The 16,361-nt window shown below is 47.1% G+C and carries 15 protein-coding genes; 9 read left to right on the plus strand and 6 right to left on the minus strand.

What is annotated here, in order from left to right:
- The first annotated feature begins 96 nt into the window (after window positions 1-96).
- Window positions 97-1,635, plus strand: coding sequence for a DUF3369 domain-containing protein (locus J2X05_RS12185; protein ID WP_310072807.1), 1,539 nt, complete (start codon window positions 97-99; stop codon window positions 1,633-1,635).
- 14 nt (window positions 1,636-1,649) lie between these two features.
- The gene (locus tag J2X05_RS12190) at window positions 1,650-3,014 is read left to right on the plus strand and encodes a sensor histidine kinase (RefSeq protein ID WP_310072810.1); all 1,365 of its coding nucleotides are present in this window, start codon (window positions 1,650-1,652) and stop codon (window positions 3,012-3,014) included.
- Window positions 3,015-3,096: 82 nt separating this feature from the next.
- Here J2X05_RS12190 and J2X05_RS12195 read toward each other — a convergent pair whose 3' ends face one another.
- Together J2X05_RS12195 and J2X05_RS12200 are read right to left on the minus strand one after the other, a co-directional pair.
- A complete protein-coding gene (locus J2X05_RS12195) occupies window positions 3,097-3,891 on the minus strand; it encodes a hypothetical protein (RefSeq protein WP_310072812.1) in 795 nt (264 codons plus the stop codon).
- A 52-nt stretch (window positions 3,892-3,943) separates the two neighbouring features.
- A complete protein-coding gene (locus J2X05_RS12200) occupies window positions 3,944-4,294 on the minus strand; it encodes a hypothetical protein (RefSeq protein ID WP_310072814.1) in 351 nt (116 codons plus the stop codon).
- Window positions 4,295-4,867: 573 nt separating this feature from the next.
- On the opposite strand from J2X05_RS12200, the gene J2X05_RS12205 reads away from it, so the two are divergent.
- From J2X05_RS12205 to J2X05_RS12235, 7 genes are all read left to right on the plus strand, one after another.
- Window positions 4,868-6,040 (plus strand): DnaT-like ssDNA-binding domain-containing protein, encoded by a 1,173-nt coding sequence (locus J2X05_RS12205; RefSeq protein ID WP_310072816.1) that lies wholly within the window; start codon window positions 4,868-4,870, stop codon window positions 6,038-6,040.
- A complete protein-coding gene (locus J2X05_RS12210) occupies window positions 5,952-6,638 on the plus strand; it encodes a replication protein P (RefSeq protein ID WP_310072818.1) in 687 nt (228 codons plus the stop codon). The genes J2X05_RS12205 and J2X05_RS12210 overlap by 89 nt, the downstream gene beginning before the upstream one ends.
- Before the next feature lie 42 nt (window positions 6,639-6,680).
- The gene (locus J2X05_RS12215) at window positions 6,681-7,475 is read left to right on the plus strand and encodes a glucosaminidase domain-containing protein (protein WP_310072819.1); all 795 of its coding nucleotides are present in this window, start codon (window positions 6,681-6,683) and stop codon (window positions 7,473-7,475) included.
- Window positions 7,476-7,528: 53 nt separating this feature from the next.
- Window positions 7,529-8,089 (plus strand): hypothetical protein, encoded by a 561-nt coding sequence (locus J2X05_RS12220; protein ID WP_310072820.1) that lies wholly within the window; start codon window positions 7,529-7,531, stop codon window positions 8,087-8,089.
- Window positions 8,079-9,386 (plus strand): hypothetical protein, encoded by a 1,308-nt coding sequence (locus tag J2X05_RS12225; protein WP_310072823.1) that lies wholly within the window; start codon window positions 8,079-8,081, stop codon window positions 9,384-9,386. Before J2X05_RS12220 ends, J2X05_RS12225 begins: the two co-directional genes overlap by 11 nt.
- A 415-nt stretch (window positions 9,387-9,801) precedes the next feature.
- Complete coding sequence (locus J2X05_RS12230) at window positions 9,802-12,036, plus strand: DUF1592 domain-containing protein (protein ID WP_310072825.1); 2,235 nt, start codon at window positions 9,802-9,804, stop codon at window positions 12,034-12,036.
- A gap of 41 nt (window positions 12,037-12,077) precedes the next feature.
- A complete protein-coding gene (locus J2X05_RS12235) occupies window positions 12,078-13,310 on the plus strand; it encodes a DUF1552 domain-containing protein (RefSeq protein ID WP_310072827.1) in 1,233 nt (410 codons plus the stop codon).
- Window positions 13,311-13,403: 93 nt separating this feature from the next.
- Here J2X05_RS12235 and J2X05_RS12240 read toward each other — a convergent pair whose 3' ends face one another.
- From J2X05_RS12240 to J2X05_RS12255, 4 genes are all read right to left on the minus strand, one after another.
- Window positions 13,404-14,474, minus strand: a complete 1,071-nt coding sequence (locus tag J2X05_RS12240; protein WP_310072828.1) for a polysaccharide deacetylase family protein — start codon at window positions 14,472-14,474, stop codon at window positions 13,404-13,406.
- Window positions 14,475-14,541: 67 nt separating this feature from the next.
- Window positions 14,542-15,240: a hypothetical protein gene (locus J2X05_RS12245; RefSeq protein ID WP_310072831.1), complete on the minus strand. Its 699-nt coding sequence runs from the start codon at window positions 15,238-15,240 to the stop codon at window positions 14,542-14,544.
- Window positions 15,233-16,054, minus strand: a complete 822-nt coding sequence (locus J2X05_RS12250; protein WP_310072833.1) for an FTR1 family protein — start codon at window positions 16,052-16,054, stop codon at window positions 15,233-15,235. Before J2X05_RS12250 ends, J2X05_RS12245 begins: the two co-directional genes overlap by 8 nt.
- Window position 16,055: 1 nt before the next feature.
- Window positions 16,056-16,358 carry a cupredoxin domain-containing protein gene (locus tag J2X05_RS12255; RefSeq protein WP_310072835.1) on the minus strand — a complete coding sequence of 101 codons (303 nt, stop codon included), beginning with the start codon at window positions 16,356-16,358 and terminating at the stop codon, window positions 16,056-16,058.
- Window positions 16,359-16,361 lie beyond the last annotated feature (3 nt).

Raw genomic sequence — 16,361 nt, forward strand, 5'->3', positions numbered from 1 at the left:
ATTGGTTGTGAAAACGAATTATCAAAACGATCTAAAGAAGCGGCCACTCGAATTCAGGTAGCACCTATACTCTGTAAATAATAGGGAAGGACAACAATGAAATTTCTAAAGCCAGCAAGCCCTTTGGCACCCCATAAAAGCGTACAGATCAAACCCTGGAAAGTCGCGATTATCGATGACGAGCAACAGGTGCATGCAGTGACGCAAATGGTGCTGAAAAATACCCAGGTTGATGAGCAACCGCTAGAGTTCCTCAATGCCTATAGTGCAGAGGAAGGTCTACGCCTGTTTCAGGATCACCCCGATATTGCGCTGGCTTTTATCGATGTAATTATGGAAACCGATAACGCCGGGCTGGAATTAATCCATCAAATTCGTAACGACCTGCAGAACCATGCCACGCGTATTGTGTTGCGCACCGGCCAGCCGGGCACGGCACCTGAAGAGACGGTGATCCGCACCTACGACATCAACGATTACAAAAGCAAAACCGAATTAACCGATACCAAATTAAAAACCTGTGTCTATTCCTCCATTCGCTCCTACCGCGACATAGTGACTATTGAAGCCAGTAAACGCGGCATGCAAAAAGTGATCGCCGCATCGGATTCTGTATTGCGCAGCCAAACGCTGTATCAATTTGGTAACGCCATTCTCAGCCACACAGTGCAACTGCTCGGCATCAAAACTGCAGAAATGTATTTGGTCAGCCAGCACGTGGATTTATTTGGTGATGCCGAATTAATTTTACTTGCTGCTACTGGCGATGAAGTCAAACTCAACACCCAATGGGATACCGATATACTACCCGCCGATGTTAAACAGGCCATTATCGATACGCTGGAGAGCCAGCAACCAACTGTGACAGAAGACGTATTTATTGGTTACTACCACACCGATGAAAATACCCGCAGCGTGCTCTACACCCGCTTTCGCGAAGAACACAATGCCGTGCAAGATGAAATACTGAAACTATTTGCCGCCAATATCACCCTGATTTTCCAAAACCTGCACAGCCGCGAACACATCCAGGAAACCCAAAAAGAATTGCTGCTGGTACTGGGTGATGCCATTGAACAGCGTTCAAAGGAAACCGGCTCCCATGTGCGGCGCGTTGCACTCATGTGTGAACTCATGGCGTTGAAGCTGGGGCAAAGCAGTGAATATGCGGAGATGCTGCGCCATGCATCGCCACTGCACGACATTGGTAAAATTGGCATACCCGAAACTATTTTGCACAAACCGGGTAAATTGAATGACACTGAGTGGGAGGTGATGAAAACCCACGCGCAAATTGGTTACGAATTACTAAAAGATTCCACCCGCACTATCGCCAAAATGGGAGCGCGTATTGCGTTGAGCCACCACGAACACTGGGATGGCAATGGCTATCCCTCCGGGTTAAAAGGTGCAGACATTCCATTGGAGGGGCGTATAGTCGCCATTATCGATGTGATTGATGCACTTGGATCGGAGCGTGCTTATAAAAAGCCCTGGCAAGAAAATGCCATCATCCAATATGTGAGCGAACGCAGCGGCAAACAATTTGATCCGGCACTGGTTGAAGCTGCGCTATCACTGTTTGACAACTTCCGCGATATTCGCCACCACTTTCCCGATCACCCCCAGCATTGATACAGCCGTTCACTATGGAAAATACGCTCTACGATATTTTGCTCGATGTATCCAAATCATCAATGATTGACGAAGGCGATTTGCAAACTGCAGGCCTATTGATCCTTTCGGCTGCAACACAGGGTTTGCAAATCAGCCGCGCAGGCATCTGGTTGCTCTCGGAAGACAAACAAGCTATTTGCGGCAAAATGTTGATTGATGGCGACGACTGTAAACTGGATACGGATTTATGCCTCGCCCGCAAGGATTTCCCACGCTACTTCAATAGTCTGGACAGTGAGCGCGCCGTGGTTGCCCACGACGCCCAGCACGATGAAAACACCAATGAATTTCGCACGAGTTATTTAATCCCATTCGGGATTACCTCCATGCTCGATGCGCCGATTCGCCACAGAGGTGAAATGCTCGGCATTATCTGCTGCGAACATCAAGGTGAAATGCGTACGTGGAGCAATGAAGAGATCGCCTTCGCCAGTGCCTTGGCCGACACCTATGGCCGCGCAATTAGCGCCGCCCAGCGCAATGATTACGAGCGGCAATTAAAAGAGATTAACGAACAGCTCGAACAAAAAATTAACGACCGCACCAATGTCCTGCAAGATGCACTGCGCAATTTAAACCACACCCAGGCAAAACTGATCGAGAGCGAAAAACTCGCCTCGCTCGGCCGTTTGGTCTCTGGCCTCGCCCATGAAATTAACACTCCGCTCGGTATTGCTGTCACTTCATCGAGCCATTGCGCCAGTGAATTAAAACGCGTGCAAAAACTTTACAAAGATGAAGCGCTCAATGAAGAAGAATTCGCCCAATTTTTAGCAGGGTTAGAAGATGGGTTAGGCTTAATTAATACCAACCTCACCCGCGCCGCAACGCTAGTGCAGAATTTTAAATTATCTGGCTCCATCCACACCGCCAACGAAGAAGAACAATTTGAACTGCGCAGCTGTATCGACCTCACCTTAAAAAGCCTGCAACCCCTGCTGAAAAAAAACCACATCAATTGCGTGCTCTTGCCAGGCGCAGATATAACGCTCAACAGCTACCCCGGCGCCATTGCCCAAATTGTCACCAACCTGATCACCAACTCCATCCACCACGCCTTCCATCACACCGCCGACAAACAAATTCGCATTGAACTTAACCAAACACCTGAACAGATCACAATTCAATACCGCGACAATGGCTGCGGCATCGCCGATGATATTCGCCCCAAAATTTTCGAACCCTTTTTCACCACCGCGCGCCGCACTGGCGGCTCGGGCTTGGGTTTGTCGATTGTTTATAATTTATTGACGCAGAAATTGGGTGGGGACATTGTGATAGATGCGGACCAGAGCCAAGGGGCGGGGTTTAGTATTGGGATTCCCTGCCGCGCCTGATGGCCGCACTTGTGAATCAGTATTAGATTTCCAATAAAAAGGCAGGAAAAAAGCCCGGCAAATTTAGATATCAAAGGAATTTTTATAGAGGCCGGATCATTTCTTCATAAAATTTGATAACCGATTCAGGAACACTGTTATCAAATTCGCCGAGTCCTAATTCATTTCTTTCACGTTGAATGTCAGCATATATTTTTTTTGCATTAGATTGAATTATACTTTTATCATGCTGGGTTAAGTCATGGGAATATCGCGTTAAAAGACTTTGACCTCGCACAATATTGCCCCACCAATCACCTCTCAATTGAGCAGCATCGTAATAAGATAGGGCATCAATAATCATCTGCTTTCTACTTTCAGCACTCATGCTATCCAAATCATCAGCTTCACTAATTGCCCCCATTCGGATGAGAGCTTCTGTGGAACCCCAAACCGACGCTTTATATAACGTGCTTTTAAAATCTTTAATATTTTTCGATCTATCAGCAAGCGTGTGCAATGCCCTTAAATCACCTGCATCACCGAGCTGATTTAAAGTAGCATCATCATATGTTGCATAGTCATTTAATTTTTCATCCCCCATGAAACTAAAGTTACCACGTTGCGCAAACCAGTTTTTAATTTCTGCTGCATCTGCTGCAGATCCCATTGGGTTCCATTTCTCCTGCTCGTTACGCTTAAACGAATTTACATTTTGCACTTCGCTCGATCGAGCCTGATCCGACGACGACCCACTAGGAATAGGCATTTTTTTTACGTCATGGCCTTCGTCGCCCTTAAAGAAAGACTTATAACTATTTACAAATAGTGCCGCAAAAAAAACAACCGGGATGAGCACCATAACAATAGGAATTTTTTTCAGAATCACCTTGCTCATGTTTCATACTCTCATCAAAAGGAGGCGCAATAAAAAATTGTACTTTGAAAATTTAATTCACATCTTGGCAATTTTTAGCGAGCGCATGCCGATATTCATTACCGCTTAACTTACAACTACTACGTGCATACATCATCGCACCCTCAGCGGTTGCCCGGCAATCTGATGGCGACACCCCCATAGATACTGAAACAGTCGCTCGATCTTTTATATTAAAGCTAAAATCATATACACCTGAGGAACACGCAGTTGATAACACCATACTGTATCTGCCAATAGCAGCATTTTCACATCGTTCTACAGCCAACGTAATTTCAGCAGGAAACTCCTTACAAAACTTCACATGCGCCTCTCGCTCAATTTCTTCTACAGTTTTGATTGGTGGGGCTGGTGGTGCTGGCACGGGTGGAGCTGGTGGCGGTGGCGGTGGCGTCGCATCAGGCACCCAATTACATTGCTGTGTTGGTTTACACACTCGCTCCCAATAGTATGTCCTATCAATCATGGCGCAAGATTCACCCATCTTACAAACCCAAGCAGCATTGACAGGCATCACCGTGAGAACAATTGATAAGGGGAGCAAGCACAAAGCGCCTCTTATTAGAAAAAAGACATACTGTCTGTACTTTGGATAAGGCCTAAATTTAACTTCCATTTTCACACTCCATTTGTGTATGTAATCGTTTACCTAACCTAGGCGCAGGCATCCTACCCCCCCCCATTCCATATGGTCAACATGCCTATTTGCTTAATTTATCCTGCTTTTGAAATGCATCACCGAATGGTAATTCAGCGCCGATGTCCTACATAAAAATGGCCACTTGCCACTAGACAGATCAGATACTTGCCCAGTGATGAGCTATGTGGATATAGCACAACAGGGTTGATCGATACGCTAGTTTCACTGGAACACTGCCCCCTATCCGCCTACAATTCCCACCTTTGCCGTTACTTGGTCAACTGCGACCTGAGAGCCATGAGTTCATCGCTGATTCCCGAACGCCCGCTGCTGATTTCCCCTTCCCTCGCCGCCACTATCGGGCTGGAGGAGGCGTGTATGTTGTCGATTTTGGGCGATATGGCGACCTATTTACCGCTTGTAGCGTCCAACGGGCGCGAGTGGCTGGATTTGGATGAAACCTGGGTCAGCCGCGCTATGCCGTTTTGGACGGATTACGATGTGCAGCGAATCAGCCGCAACCTCAAGGATAAGGGCATCATTGTGCTGGCGTCCGCACCCTATGTAGAAAGCCGCCGCCTGACGCTGGCGTTTGATGAAGTAGGCCGAGGCAGCAGCGATGCAGTGGTTGCGACACCCGCGATCAATACCGGTGCTAATTTGATCGCACCCTACTGGCAGCCGGATCAGGAATTGCTGCGGCAGATCGCCCAGCACAATATCCCGGCGGAATTTGTCCGTCAGCAGGTGCCGGAGTTTGTGACTTACTGGCGCGAGCGCGGCGAGACCAGTCACTCATGGGGTGCAAAGTTTTTAAAAGATGTGCTGCACAAATGGCGCAGCCATGAAACACAAATCGCCCGTCAAAAGCGCGAAGAGAGCGAGCGACAAGTGCGCGAACGCGATACGGAATTTTTAAATCGCGATTTGGAAACAGCAATGCACAGCCAGTGGCGGCCGAGCAAAGACGCGCTTGAAGTACTGGTGAAACACGCCAACATCAGCCTCGCGTTTGTGGAGGATTCCATCCCGGAATTTGTGGTCTATTGGCAAGAGCGCGGCGACGTTGGCCGCACCTGGAACAGCAAATTTATCCAGCACGTTAAACGCCAGTGGATGCGCTACAACTCGGCACTGGAGCACGACACCGAACCCAAACGCATTCCCGACAATTGGCAGCCGGGCAAAGATGTTTACGATGTACTCAAGCTCGCCAATATCGATTTAAAATTTGCGCAACAGCAAGTGACCGAATTCGTTTTATTCTGGCGCGATAGCAACCAGGTTTATGCAAGCTGGAATACCAAATTTTTGCAGCATGTGAAATATCACTGGGCCAAACAACACGCATTAACAACCGTCAATTCGCAGCAGGTTAATCATGCAGGACAGCAACTCCCTCATTCAACAGGTCGCACAAGAGATAGCAGCCTCGCAGAACAACTCAACGACCGCAGCTGGGCAAGCTGATTCAACGCAATCACAACGCGAGCAGCCTGCGCCGGGCGAAGGCCATATCGATGCGATCAATCAGGTGTTTGCGTTGTTTCGCATCAACTATCACAACCAGTATTACGCGGCATTTAAAGATAATGAACTGCTCAATCAGGCGCGCCGCCTCTGGTTGAATTCACTCGCGCAATTTGCGCCGGAAACAATTTTGCGCGGTGCGCGCAAAGTGATTGAAGAGTCAGAGTATTTACCCACGTTGCACCGTATGATTCGCGCCTGCCAAGGCGAACCAGGCAAATTCGGTTTGGTCGATGCACATCAAGCTTATGTAGAAGCCTGCCGCGCACCCAGCCCTAAAGCGGCCTATGCATGGAGCCACCCGGCGGTGTATCACGCTGGCTGTGCGAGTGATTGGTATTTTTTAACCACCAACGCCGAAAAAGTCGCCTTCCCGATTTTTGAGCGACACTATTTAAAACTGTGTGAGCAGGTAATGAATGGCGCTACCTTGCCAGCACCGAATGTACCAGCACTGCCTGAGACAATTGAAAGACCGCTCAGCAAAGAAGAAAACGCAAAACGTATGGAAGAGTTGCGCAAACAACTCGATTTGTAACTCACCCGCTATTTTATTGTTAATTTTTGGATAACCCGTTTTATGAACAAGAACGCTTCGCAGTGGCTACTGGGCTTTTTACTGGTCGCCTTTCCACTCGCCACTTTGGTCTTGGTACTCGCGCTGGCGAGCATCCCTGCACAACAGCTTTTTATGGATCAGGATGAACTCACCAGCAGCACCCTGCTACCCGACTTCGCCGCGATCGAACAAACACCCGAGCGCAAAGCGCAATTCCTGGACATGCTGCGCCCGATGATCGCGGAAAAAAATGCAAAATTATTAAAATCCCGTGAACGTTTATTAAAAATAAAAGCCGAATGGGATGCGTCGCAAACTATCTCCGGGGTGAATAAACGCAACCTCGAAAAACTGCGTGAGAAATTTCACGTGACTTATGAAACCTACCCGGATGACGCCAAAGCCGTGGAGATTTTATTGCTGCGTGTGGATGTCATTCCACCGGCAATGGTGATGGCGCAGGCGGCGGTAGAATCCGGCTGGGGCACCTCACGCTTTGCTGAAGAGGCGCACAATTTGTTTGGCCACTGGTGCTACAAGCCCGGCTGCGGCATAGTCCCCAGCAAGCGCCCCGCTGGCGCCAAACACGAAGTTAAGAAATTTAACAATGTGGAAGAGTCGATTACGGCATACTTCAACAATATCAACACCCATAACGCCTATCGCCCCTGGCGGCAGCTGCGCGCGCAGTTACGCGATGCACCGCAACAATTTACCGGCAGTGCGATGGTGGCCGAATTGGGTAAGTACTCCGGGCGCGGCAGTGCCTATATTCATGAATTGCGCACCGTTATTCGCAGTAACAATCTGGAATAATGCGCAGCCAAACCGCTAATAATCACTACAACATCACACAGCAAGGAATACTTATGTGTAAACGATTGGCACTAGTTATCAGCGCAATAAGCGGCCTCGCCAGCTTGGGCGCGCAGGCCGATGTCCCAGTGGCATTTCACCTGTCGGGGCAAGGGGTTTATACCCAAGTCAAAGCATCGAGCGAAAAACTTTCGCCCTCATTGTTCCAGCTTAAAGCGGATGTCGAATTTACCGATGGATTGCTCGATGGTATCGGCTTACAAGGCATGGTCGCGGCACCCATGAGTGATGACAAGGCCAATGAGTTAACACTGGAAATCGCTCAGCAGAGCGGGATCTATCTCACGCTGACCAACCCTGATACACAGCCAGAAGATTTGAAAGTGAGTATTTTGCTCGGTTATGCATCGACCGAGATCGAAACTTACTTGCCGGCTTTAGGAGAAAGCGGGCGTAACAAAGATACCTTTTCTGACTTCAGTTATGGCATCTCCTTGCAGGATCAGGTCATAGAAGGCAAACCTTTCTACTGGACGCTCGATTACCTGCGCTACTACAACGATGACAATTTACGTGTTGATGGCCTCGGCCTGGGAGTTACCTATGCGTTCTAAAGGAATACATTTTTCACTCGCTCTGTTAGTAAGCATGGGCGCATTCAGCTTAAGCGGTTGCGGCGGCGGTGATGGCGACAGCGCACGTGTTGCGCAAACGGTCGATGCGAGTAAAAACGGCGTAACTGAAATAAAAATCACCGAAAACCTCGGCTATGTTCATTTCAAAAGTTTTTATCAATTTGAACTGATTGGTGTGGATAAAGATGGGAAAGAAATCAATCTAACCAAAAAAGCCACCTGGAAAATAACGGATTCCGACGTAGAAAATATCGGCAAGATTAAAGACGGCTATTTTACTGCCGCCGGAGTTAAAGGTAATTTCACATTAGTTGCCGAGTATGCAGGCCTGAAAGCTACACCTAAAGACATTACCGTATCCGATGCAAATCTTACAAGTGTAGCCATAGAGACCACGTCCAATGTAGTTAATGAATGCCAGAATCTTACGCTTGTAGCAAAGGCAACGTTTGACGAAACATTGGTTCTGCCCTATGCAATTACTTGGAAAGTTGTCAGCGGTGCCAATCTAGGGAGTTTCAAAGACGCCACCAAAGGAATACTAAGCACTATTAACAGCGGCACAATTACATTGGTTGCCACTGGCATTGACAACAACAACAAAGAAATACCATCACCCCAGTTCAACGTTACTGTCGACGACGGATTAGCGACAATCGTAGTCGCAACGACTCCTGCAGTGACTGAACTCCGCGATGGGGAAACTGCAACCGTTAAGGTCAGTGGTATTTACACAGATCCGGCAAACCCAATAGATATCACTGATAACTCCACGATTACTGCATCTCCTAGCGATCTACTGCTAATCGAGGGCACCAAAATTACTGCGCGAAATGGCATCGCCAACGGTAAAATTGTTACGCTTAAAGGTACTTGCGGAGGTGAAGAGGGCACAAAGAATTTGACCATTTCGGAACGCAGACTTAAATCTGTTGAAATTGAAAATGAAAATGGTGGCACTTCAAATTTATCTTTGTCGGAAGGTAGCAAATTGAATCTGAATCTTACTGCTACTTATATTGATAACTCCACCAAAGATGATTACACGAATAACGTTGTATGGAAGATTGATGACCGCAACAACAACATTACTGACGATAGTAAAGTTACTATATCTTCGTCAGGTGAACTCAGTGTAAACACCGACCTTAACCTTACTGCTGCCGCAATTATTTATGTAATTGCCGAAGTGCGCGATGGAAGCGGCAATGTCATTCTCAACCCTAGTGGCGAGAGGGTCGAAGACGAAATTAACATCACTATTAATCCCAACTAAAAAATAAGGGCGACTTTAAAGTCGCCCTTATTTTTTCCTCAAACTTACCGCTCTACCCACTGTTGACAACTCCTGCACCGCCCTCTATAAACACTCAACAAATCATCAATACGGTATTCTTCGTAAAAAATGTTGAATTCGGCGATTAATTTAAGCACCTATAAAACAACAATTTCATGTGCAAAATTTAATTGCAAAAAATTGAATGCGAGGGGAAAAAATAATCTCCTAAACTCACACCAACAATAATAAATAGAAATATTTTTTCAGTTTTAAAACCTGCATCACACTTATAACAAGATCGGCCCATCAACCAACATTTAGCTATTTTTTTCGATCACATGCCAATTCTGGTAGGGATTCGTCGTGCCAAAAAAATGGCTTACTTTATTGCAGTTCAACAAGGAGCTTAATTGTGAATTTAAAAAGTTTATCGCTCTTATCAGCAGCGGGAATATTGATGACATACACCGTCAATGTAAACGCGCAGTGCGAAGTCAAATACTCTATCAACTCTAACTGGGGCAATGGTGCAACACTCAGCGTAGATATCGTCAATTACGGCGCCCCAAAAACCACCTGGGAACTGGCGTGGAATTTTTCCAATGTAGAGAAAATTTCCCAACTATGGAATGGCGCCTACACCCAGACTGGGCAATCGGTGCGCGTTAAAAATGCAGCATGGAATGGCAACATTAACACCAATCAATCAATTAACTTTGGTTTTAATCTATCCTTTCCCGGCGGCACTACTCTAACCAAACCGACTGAGTTTTTGCTGAATGGTGTTAAATGCCTTGGAAAAACCAGTTCTAGCGCATCCAGCAATAAAAGCGCTAGCAGTATGAGCTCATCCAGTAGTATGAAATCATCAAGCTCAGTCATTTCCTCCAGCAGCCTGAAATCGTCCAGCTCAGTAATCTCTTCCAGCAGTATAAAATCTTCAAGCTCCGTTATTTTTTCTAGCAGCCGGAAGTCTTCCAGTTCTATATCGTCATCCAGTAGCAGTGTGCGATCTTCCAGCAGTATTTCTTCCAGCTCGTCATCCGTTCCGCCGCTGGCAAATTGCACGAACGAAATTACCTACGGGCCGCGTCTGCTGCGCGTGTTAACCCGCGCTGAGTACAGCAATAGTGTGCGCGACCTCACCGGTGTAAACATCGCAACCGATTTACCTGGCAGCCTGGATTTTTTGTTGGCCAACACTTACGTCAACGGATTTGAAAACAACACACAGGAAATCATCAGTAAAGCTGTGCAACGAAATTTTGTGAGCCTGGCCAATCGAATTTCCAGCCGGGCCGCGGCGACCAACTTTTCGGGATTCCTGAATTGCTCCGGATTAACGGCGCAACAATGTGCTGACATATTTACACAAGAAAAGCTTACGAACATTTTCCGTCGCCCTGCTACCACGATAGAAATTCAGGAATACCGCTCCCTGTTTTCTGATGCCACTACCACTGAGCAGATTACTCAGGCTTTGCAATTGGCTTTAAGTACCGCGTTGTCCTCTCCGCAATTTTTGTATCGTCAAGAAACCGGGATAGCGGTGAGCGATATTCGTGCTGGCAATACCGGCGCAACCTTACCCACGCAAACAATTGACAACGATAGCTATGTGCTTACGCCCTACGAATTGGCCTCGTTCCTCGCATTCACATTTACTGGGAGTACACCCGATGCAGAGTTACTCAGCGCAGCAAAAAATGACGGATTGACAACAGATGCGGCGATTGAAGCAGAAGTTAATCGTTTACTCAGCAAAACCAGCGCGCGCGCGCATTTTGGCAGGTTCGCGAGCCAGTGGCTGGAGGCGGGCGCAACCAATAACAACCTGTTCCCGGTGACGGTTAGCGGTTTCAATGCCAAAGTTGATGAATCCATGCGTATGGAAATGCAGGAGTATTTCAATCATATTGCGTTAGATGGAGCGGGACCATTTAGTAAATTATTGGCGAATAATTACGGCATAGTTAACGAAACCCTGGTGAATTTTTATGGCTTGGGTAGTGTCATCGTTAATCAGGACAAGTTCGCTAAAATCAATTTCCCCAGCAACATCCGCCAGGGTGGCCTGTTAACCAGCGGCGCTTTTATTGCTAGCAAAAGTTCTATGACAGAACCTTCGTCACACGTTCTTGCGCTAGCAATCCGCAACCGCTTGCTGTGCCAGAATGCCTACAGCTACAACTTACAAGATACGCCAGAGTGGCGAGACAATCCTTTCTTACAAGTGGGTTATGCCTATCAAAATCTGGATGCGGGCAGCCGCCGACGCACACACAACATGTATGACGTCCCCATTAATTCCGCAGGCGTCTTTACCGGAATTACCAGCCCTACCGATGGAGCCAGTATTGCGTTTGCGAATGCCGAAGACCTTGCACAAAAAATCTCTACTCTGGATGCAGTTCGCTACTGCTTTGTCGAACACAACTTCCGCGCTGCGTTCGGCACGGGGACACAATATTTTGATCCAACCAAAGCAGGAGCAACAAGGTTATCAACTGCCGAACAATCTGATTATGCCTGTGAAAAAGATCGTCTGGACTACGCGCTAACCAGCAACGGCAATAACGTTCGCGCGCTGCTGAAACGTTTAGGAAGCTTGCACGCCGTGCGCCATCGCAAAGATCGCAGCCAATAATTTTCACACATTCACTTTGTGACTTAAGGAAGGTTTGAATCATGAAAACCCAAGAAAAAAATTTTCACAACAAACGTCGCCAGCTGTTAAAAATGATGGCTTCTGCACCACTTATCAATACCGGCTTGATAACCGCAGGCGTTGGATTCGCCAATGCCGCTCGAGCGGCGACATCCGTTAAAAATGTTATTTTTGTTTTTATACCGGGTGGTGCCCCACGCGGTGCTACGAGCGTCTCACCCGATGCAGCATTCAATTTAAAACCCGCTTCAGCACCGCTCGAACCGGTAAAAAATGAGTGCGTGTTTTTCGGTGCTGATATGAACGGTCATGGCCACGGCCTTGCTCAAACGGCACTTGGCGGTTTAACCAGAGCGCCAAAAACGATCGACCTGGCATTAGGGGATGTACTCGGTGGCAGCACCCCCTTTAAATCCATTCAATTAGGCGTGCTATCGCGCGATACCTCTGTGTCCGCCATCAACAGCTGGACACGAACACCGGTAATTACCGATCCAGCGCGCGCATTTGAAATCTTGCGCACCGGGTCGTCGCTTTACGGTACCGGGTTTGATCAGCAACAGAAACAACTCAGTATTAACTTGAGGGCAGTGCAACAGCTACAACAGCAGTTAAGTAATTTTGCAAGCACGCGCTTGCAGGCAAATCAGGATGCAATAGCAGAATTGCAGGCAGAACTTTCGCCCGGCGGTTTTGGGCCTGACTGCGACTTGCAACAGCAAAGTTGGCCAACAGGAAGTATAAATCCTAACGACGGTCAGCAATTCACCCGCCTGTGGGAGTTACAAACAAACAACGCTGTTACGGCGATAAAATGTGGATTGACGCACGTAGTTACTATGTTGATGGGTAATGATGAGGAAGACTTTGTTGCTACCGGCTTTAATTATTCTTACGCGCAGGCGGCAAATGGCTTTCCGGGTTCGGCTGAATACACGGCTTATCGCGCCTATTTAAGCCAAAGACTCACCCATTTAATCCAACAACTACAAACCAACACGGATATCAACGGAGCCCCCTTATTAGACTCCACATTGGTAGTGCAAGTGACCAATATGGCCGACACCAGTGATAACACCGGCATCAACGCGCCGTTTATGTTCGCCGGTGGTGGCAGTTCTATTCGTAAGGGGCAAGTCCTGAGAGCAGCTGAACATACGCAAATTATGGACACGGTTGCGCTCGCTGTAGGGGCTTATGGAATTATTGCGCCCTATAGCTCCCAAGGTCCAATCCCCGGGGTTGTGGTCTGATTGACAGTGGGATGATAAAAAACGGAACCTGATAGGTTCCGTTTTTTTTGCAGACAAACGATTTTAAACAGATAGAGAGATGCACAATATTAATTAATCGCTGTAGCTCCACTCGCCATTTTTATCGGTTGCCAACCATTGCTGGGTATACCAAAAAAATCGCCCTTTTTCGCCCGCATAGGCAGTGCAGTTGTAGCGAGTGCGCCCGGATTTGAGCGGCTGCTTCACTTGCACCCAGAGTTTATTGTCAATAATTTCAGTGGTGATTGCTCCCTGTCCGGTGGCGAAGCAATTTATTTTTTTCAGCAAGCCAGGATCTTCTAACTCCAACACCAACCAGGGTTTAGCACCCGCTTTTACAATCAGATTTTCTTGCGGTGTTTTTTTATCGCTATAAAAATTCACTGTTTTTGTCGGCATCGAACGCGTGTTGACTTTCATAATGAAATCATCGAGCTCGGTAAAACTGCCGCCAAAAGGAAAACGTGGTACAGATTGTAAATCCCCTTTTTCATAGAGCGCACCCGACTGTTGTCCAAAAGCGATATAACCCAGCTCTTTGGCAATCTGTTGTACATCTACATCATATTCACCAAAAGGATAAGCTAGTATGTTAGGAGCCCTACCAATTTCCTGTTCAATTTTCTGTTGCGCGCTGGAAATTTCCTCAGCGATACGTGTACGCCATTGCTTTAGCGTTTCATTTTTTTCGCGGCGCGGCAAATGACTGTGCCGGGTGGTGTGATTAGCAATAGTGACGCCGTGTTTTGACATCTCACGCAGCTGATCCCAAGTGACAAATACTTTACCGGTACCAACCGAATCGGTATTCACAAAAAAAGTGAACGGCCAGCCACGTTTTTTTAAGCGGGGGAACGCAGAGTCATACACTGACACATAAGAATCATCAAAACTGATCGCGACAGTTTTATCGGGAAGGCTTTCGCCCTTGCGCAATTTTTCAGTGAGTTCCGGCAGCGGCACAATCTTGAAATCATTTTTTTCCAGATAATCCATCTGCGCCTCAAAATGTGCGGGGCTGATACTGGTTGATTTGGGTGTAGTATCGCTGACGTGGTGGTACAAAATCACGACTGCAGCCTGACTACTATGTGCAAGCAGCAATGCAGGCAATAACAGGATTAAATAAAAAATAATCTTCATAAAAGAAAAATAACCCCGTGTACGTAACTTGCGATAAAGTTGAAATAATTATAATGCAAAGCCATAGTTAAAATTCAAATTCAATTCCACCACGCAAACTGGTTTCCGGTGTGTCTGCATCCAGGCCAAACAGCAACCCCAACTCCCAGCGCATTTGTTTACGACCAGAAAATTTTACTGTGCCCAGCAAGGCGGGGCCTGCGGCCCAATCCTGATCATCCAGATAAAACTCCAGCGCGGGTTCAAACGCAATGCTGTAGCGGTAGCGCAGCTGGCCACGCAGGGCAGTTTCAAACTCATCTTCAATATCGCTGCCATATTCGTATTCGGCTATCGCGTTGGCGGTTGCCACCCAACGGCTTGCCAATTCTTTTTCCCACAAAATTCCTGCTGCAAATTCATGGCTGTTGATATCCCTGGCGGTACCGGCTTCCAATAATAAGCCCCAGTCTGCCCAGTACTCGCCCTGTTCGGTGATTTGCCATTTCACTTCTGCTTCATAGCCGCGAATTTGTTCTCCTTCATGGGTGAGGGATTCGGTCAACAAATACACCTCCGTAAATAGCTTATCGTTCCACGCATAGCCCATTCCTGCGCGATTTAATAAAACCTCGTCACCGCCAAGGTCGCGCAAGACAAAACCATATTCCAATTCGCGTTCATTCTGCTCTACATAGGGGTGATATACACGGTTCATCTCCGCATGAACCTGAGTCGCTCCAAATGCGGTTAATAAGAGAGCACTACTGATAACATATTTATTCATGTGCATTGCCCCGCAAACGCCATGCATGCCAAATAGAAGCAAATAAAATAGGTGTGATTGTTAACAGATAAAAAATTCCCTGAATCGGTGTAGGGCGGGAATCGTAACCCACCAATGCATAAAGTAACTCGCCCAACCAAGAGTGTTCATTGACTAAAAATGAGCTGTCCCACAGTGGAGCATCAGAGTCAAGTAAGCCAATTTGCATTAATTGCTTTGCGACTTGCATTGACAAACCACCTGCCAGCAAAGTGATAACAGTGATAAAAATAGGTAAAAAATAGTTCCTGCTTAAAAAGGCAAATACATAGTAGATAATAGCGCCCAAACTCATACCTATGCCTGCACCCACGGCAGCTCCGATAAGTGCAGACGACATGGCTTCGGCTTTATGATCGAAAGCAGAAAGGTAAATCCAAATCTCGGCGCCTTCGCGCATCAGCGAAAAGCTAAAGATGATAATAAACAACAGGTAGAGCAATCTGTGCTGATTGGGAGCGACATTACGGGAAGGCGAGATGTTTTTCGCCGGAGCAAATGCAAGCGGTAAAATCAGCATACCAAGCAGGATCACACTAATTATCACAGCGCAATAAAGCGCAGCATTTAATAGTTCTTGCCCGGCACCATCTATCGCGTCAGCAATGCCATAGGCGTAATGCGCGAGCAGCCATGAGCCTGCAACACCGACAAGTAACGCAAAAAAGCTCCAGCGGTAACTCAGTTGCAATTTATTGCTGAGCGCTAAAAGCAAACTGAGAATCAGCGCCGCCTCAAGCACTTCGCGCAATATCAGCAAAACGGCATCGAGCATATTAGTTCTCCACCCGAATAATGCCCTGAGCTGTTTTTGGATTAAATTCCCCAAAAAAAGGATAGTCGCCCGGCACTAATGGGCCAACAAAGATAATGGCTTTGGCACCGCCCATAATGACCTTTTCGCGGTTGAGTTCATAACTTTCAAATTCTTCCGGCGTGGCATCGCGATTAATGACAATCAATTTCACTTTGGTATTCGCCGGAATAATCAGCTGGGACGGAAAAAATAAATGGTCGCGTATTTCAATCGTAAAGGTCGGCACTTCTGCGCGAACAATAGCGCAGAAAATTAGACACATGAA

The organism is Cellvibrio fibrivorans, from assembly GCF_031457055.1.
Classification (GTDB): domain Bacteria; phylum Pseudomonadota; class Gammaproteobacteria; order Pseudomonadales; family Cellvibrionaceae; genus Cellvibrio; species Cellvibrio fibrivorans.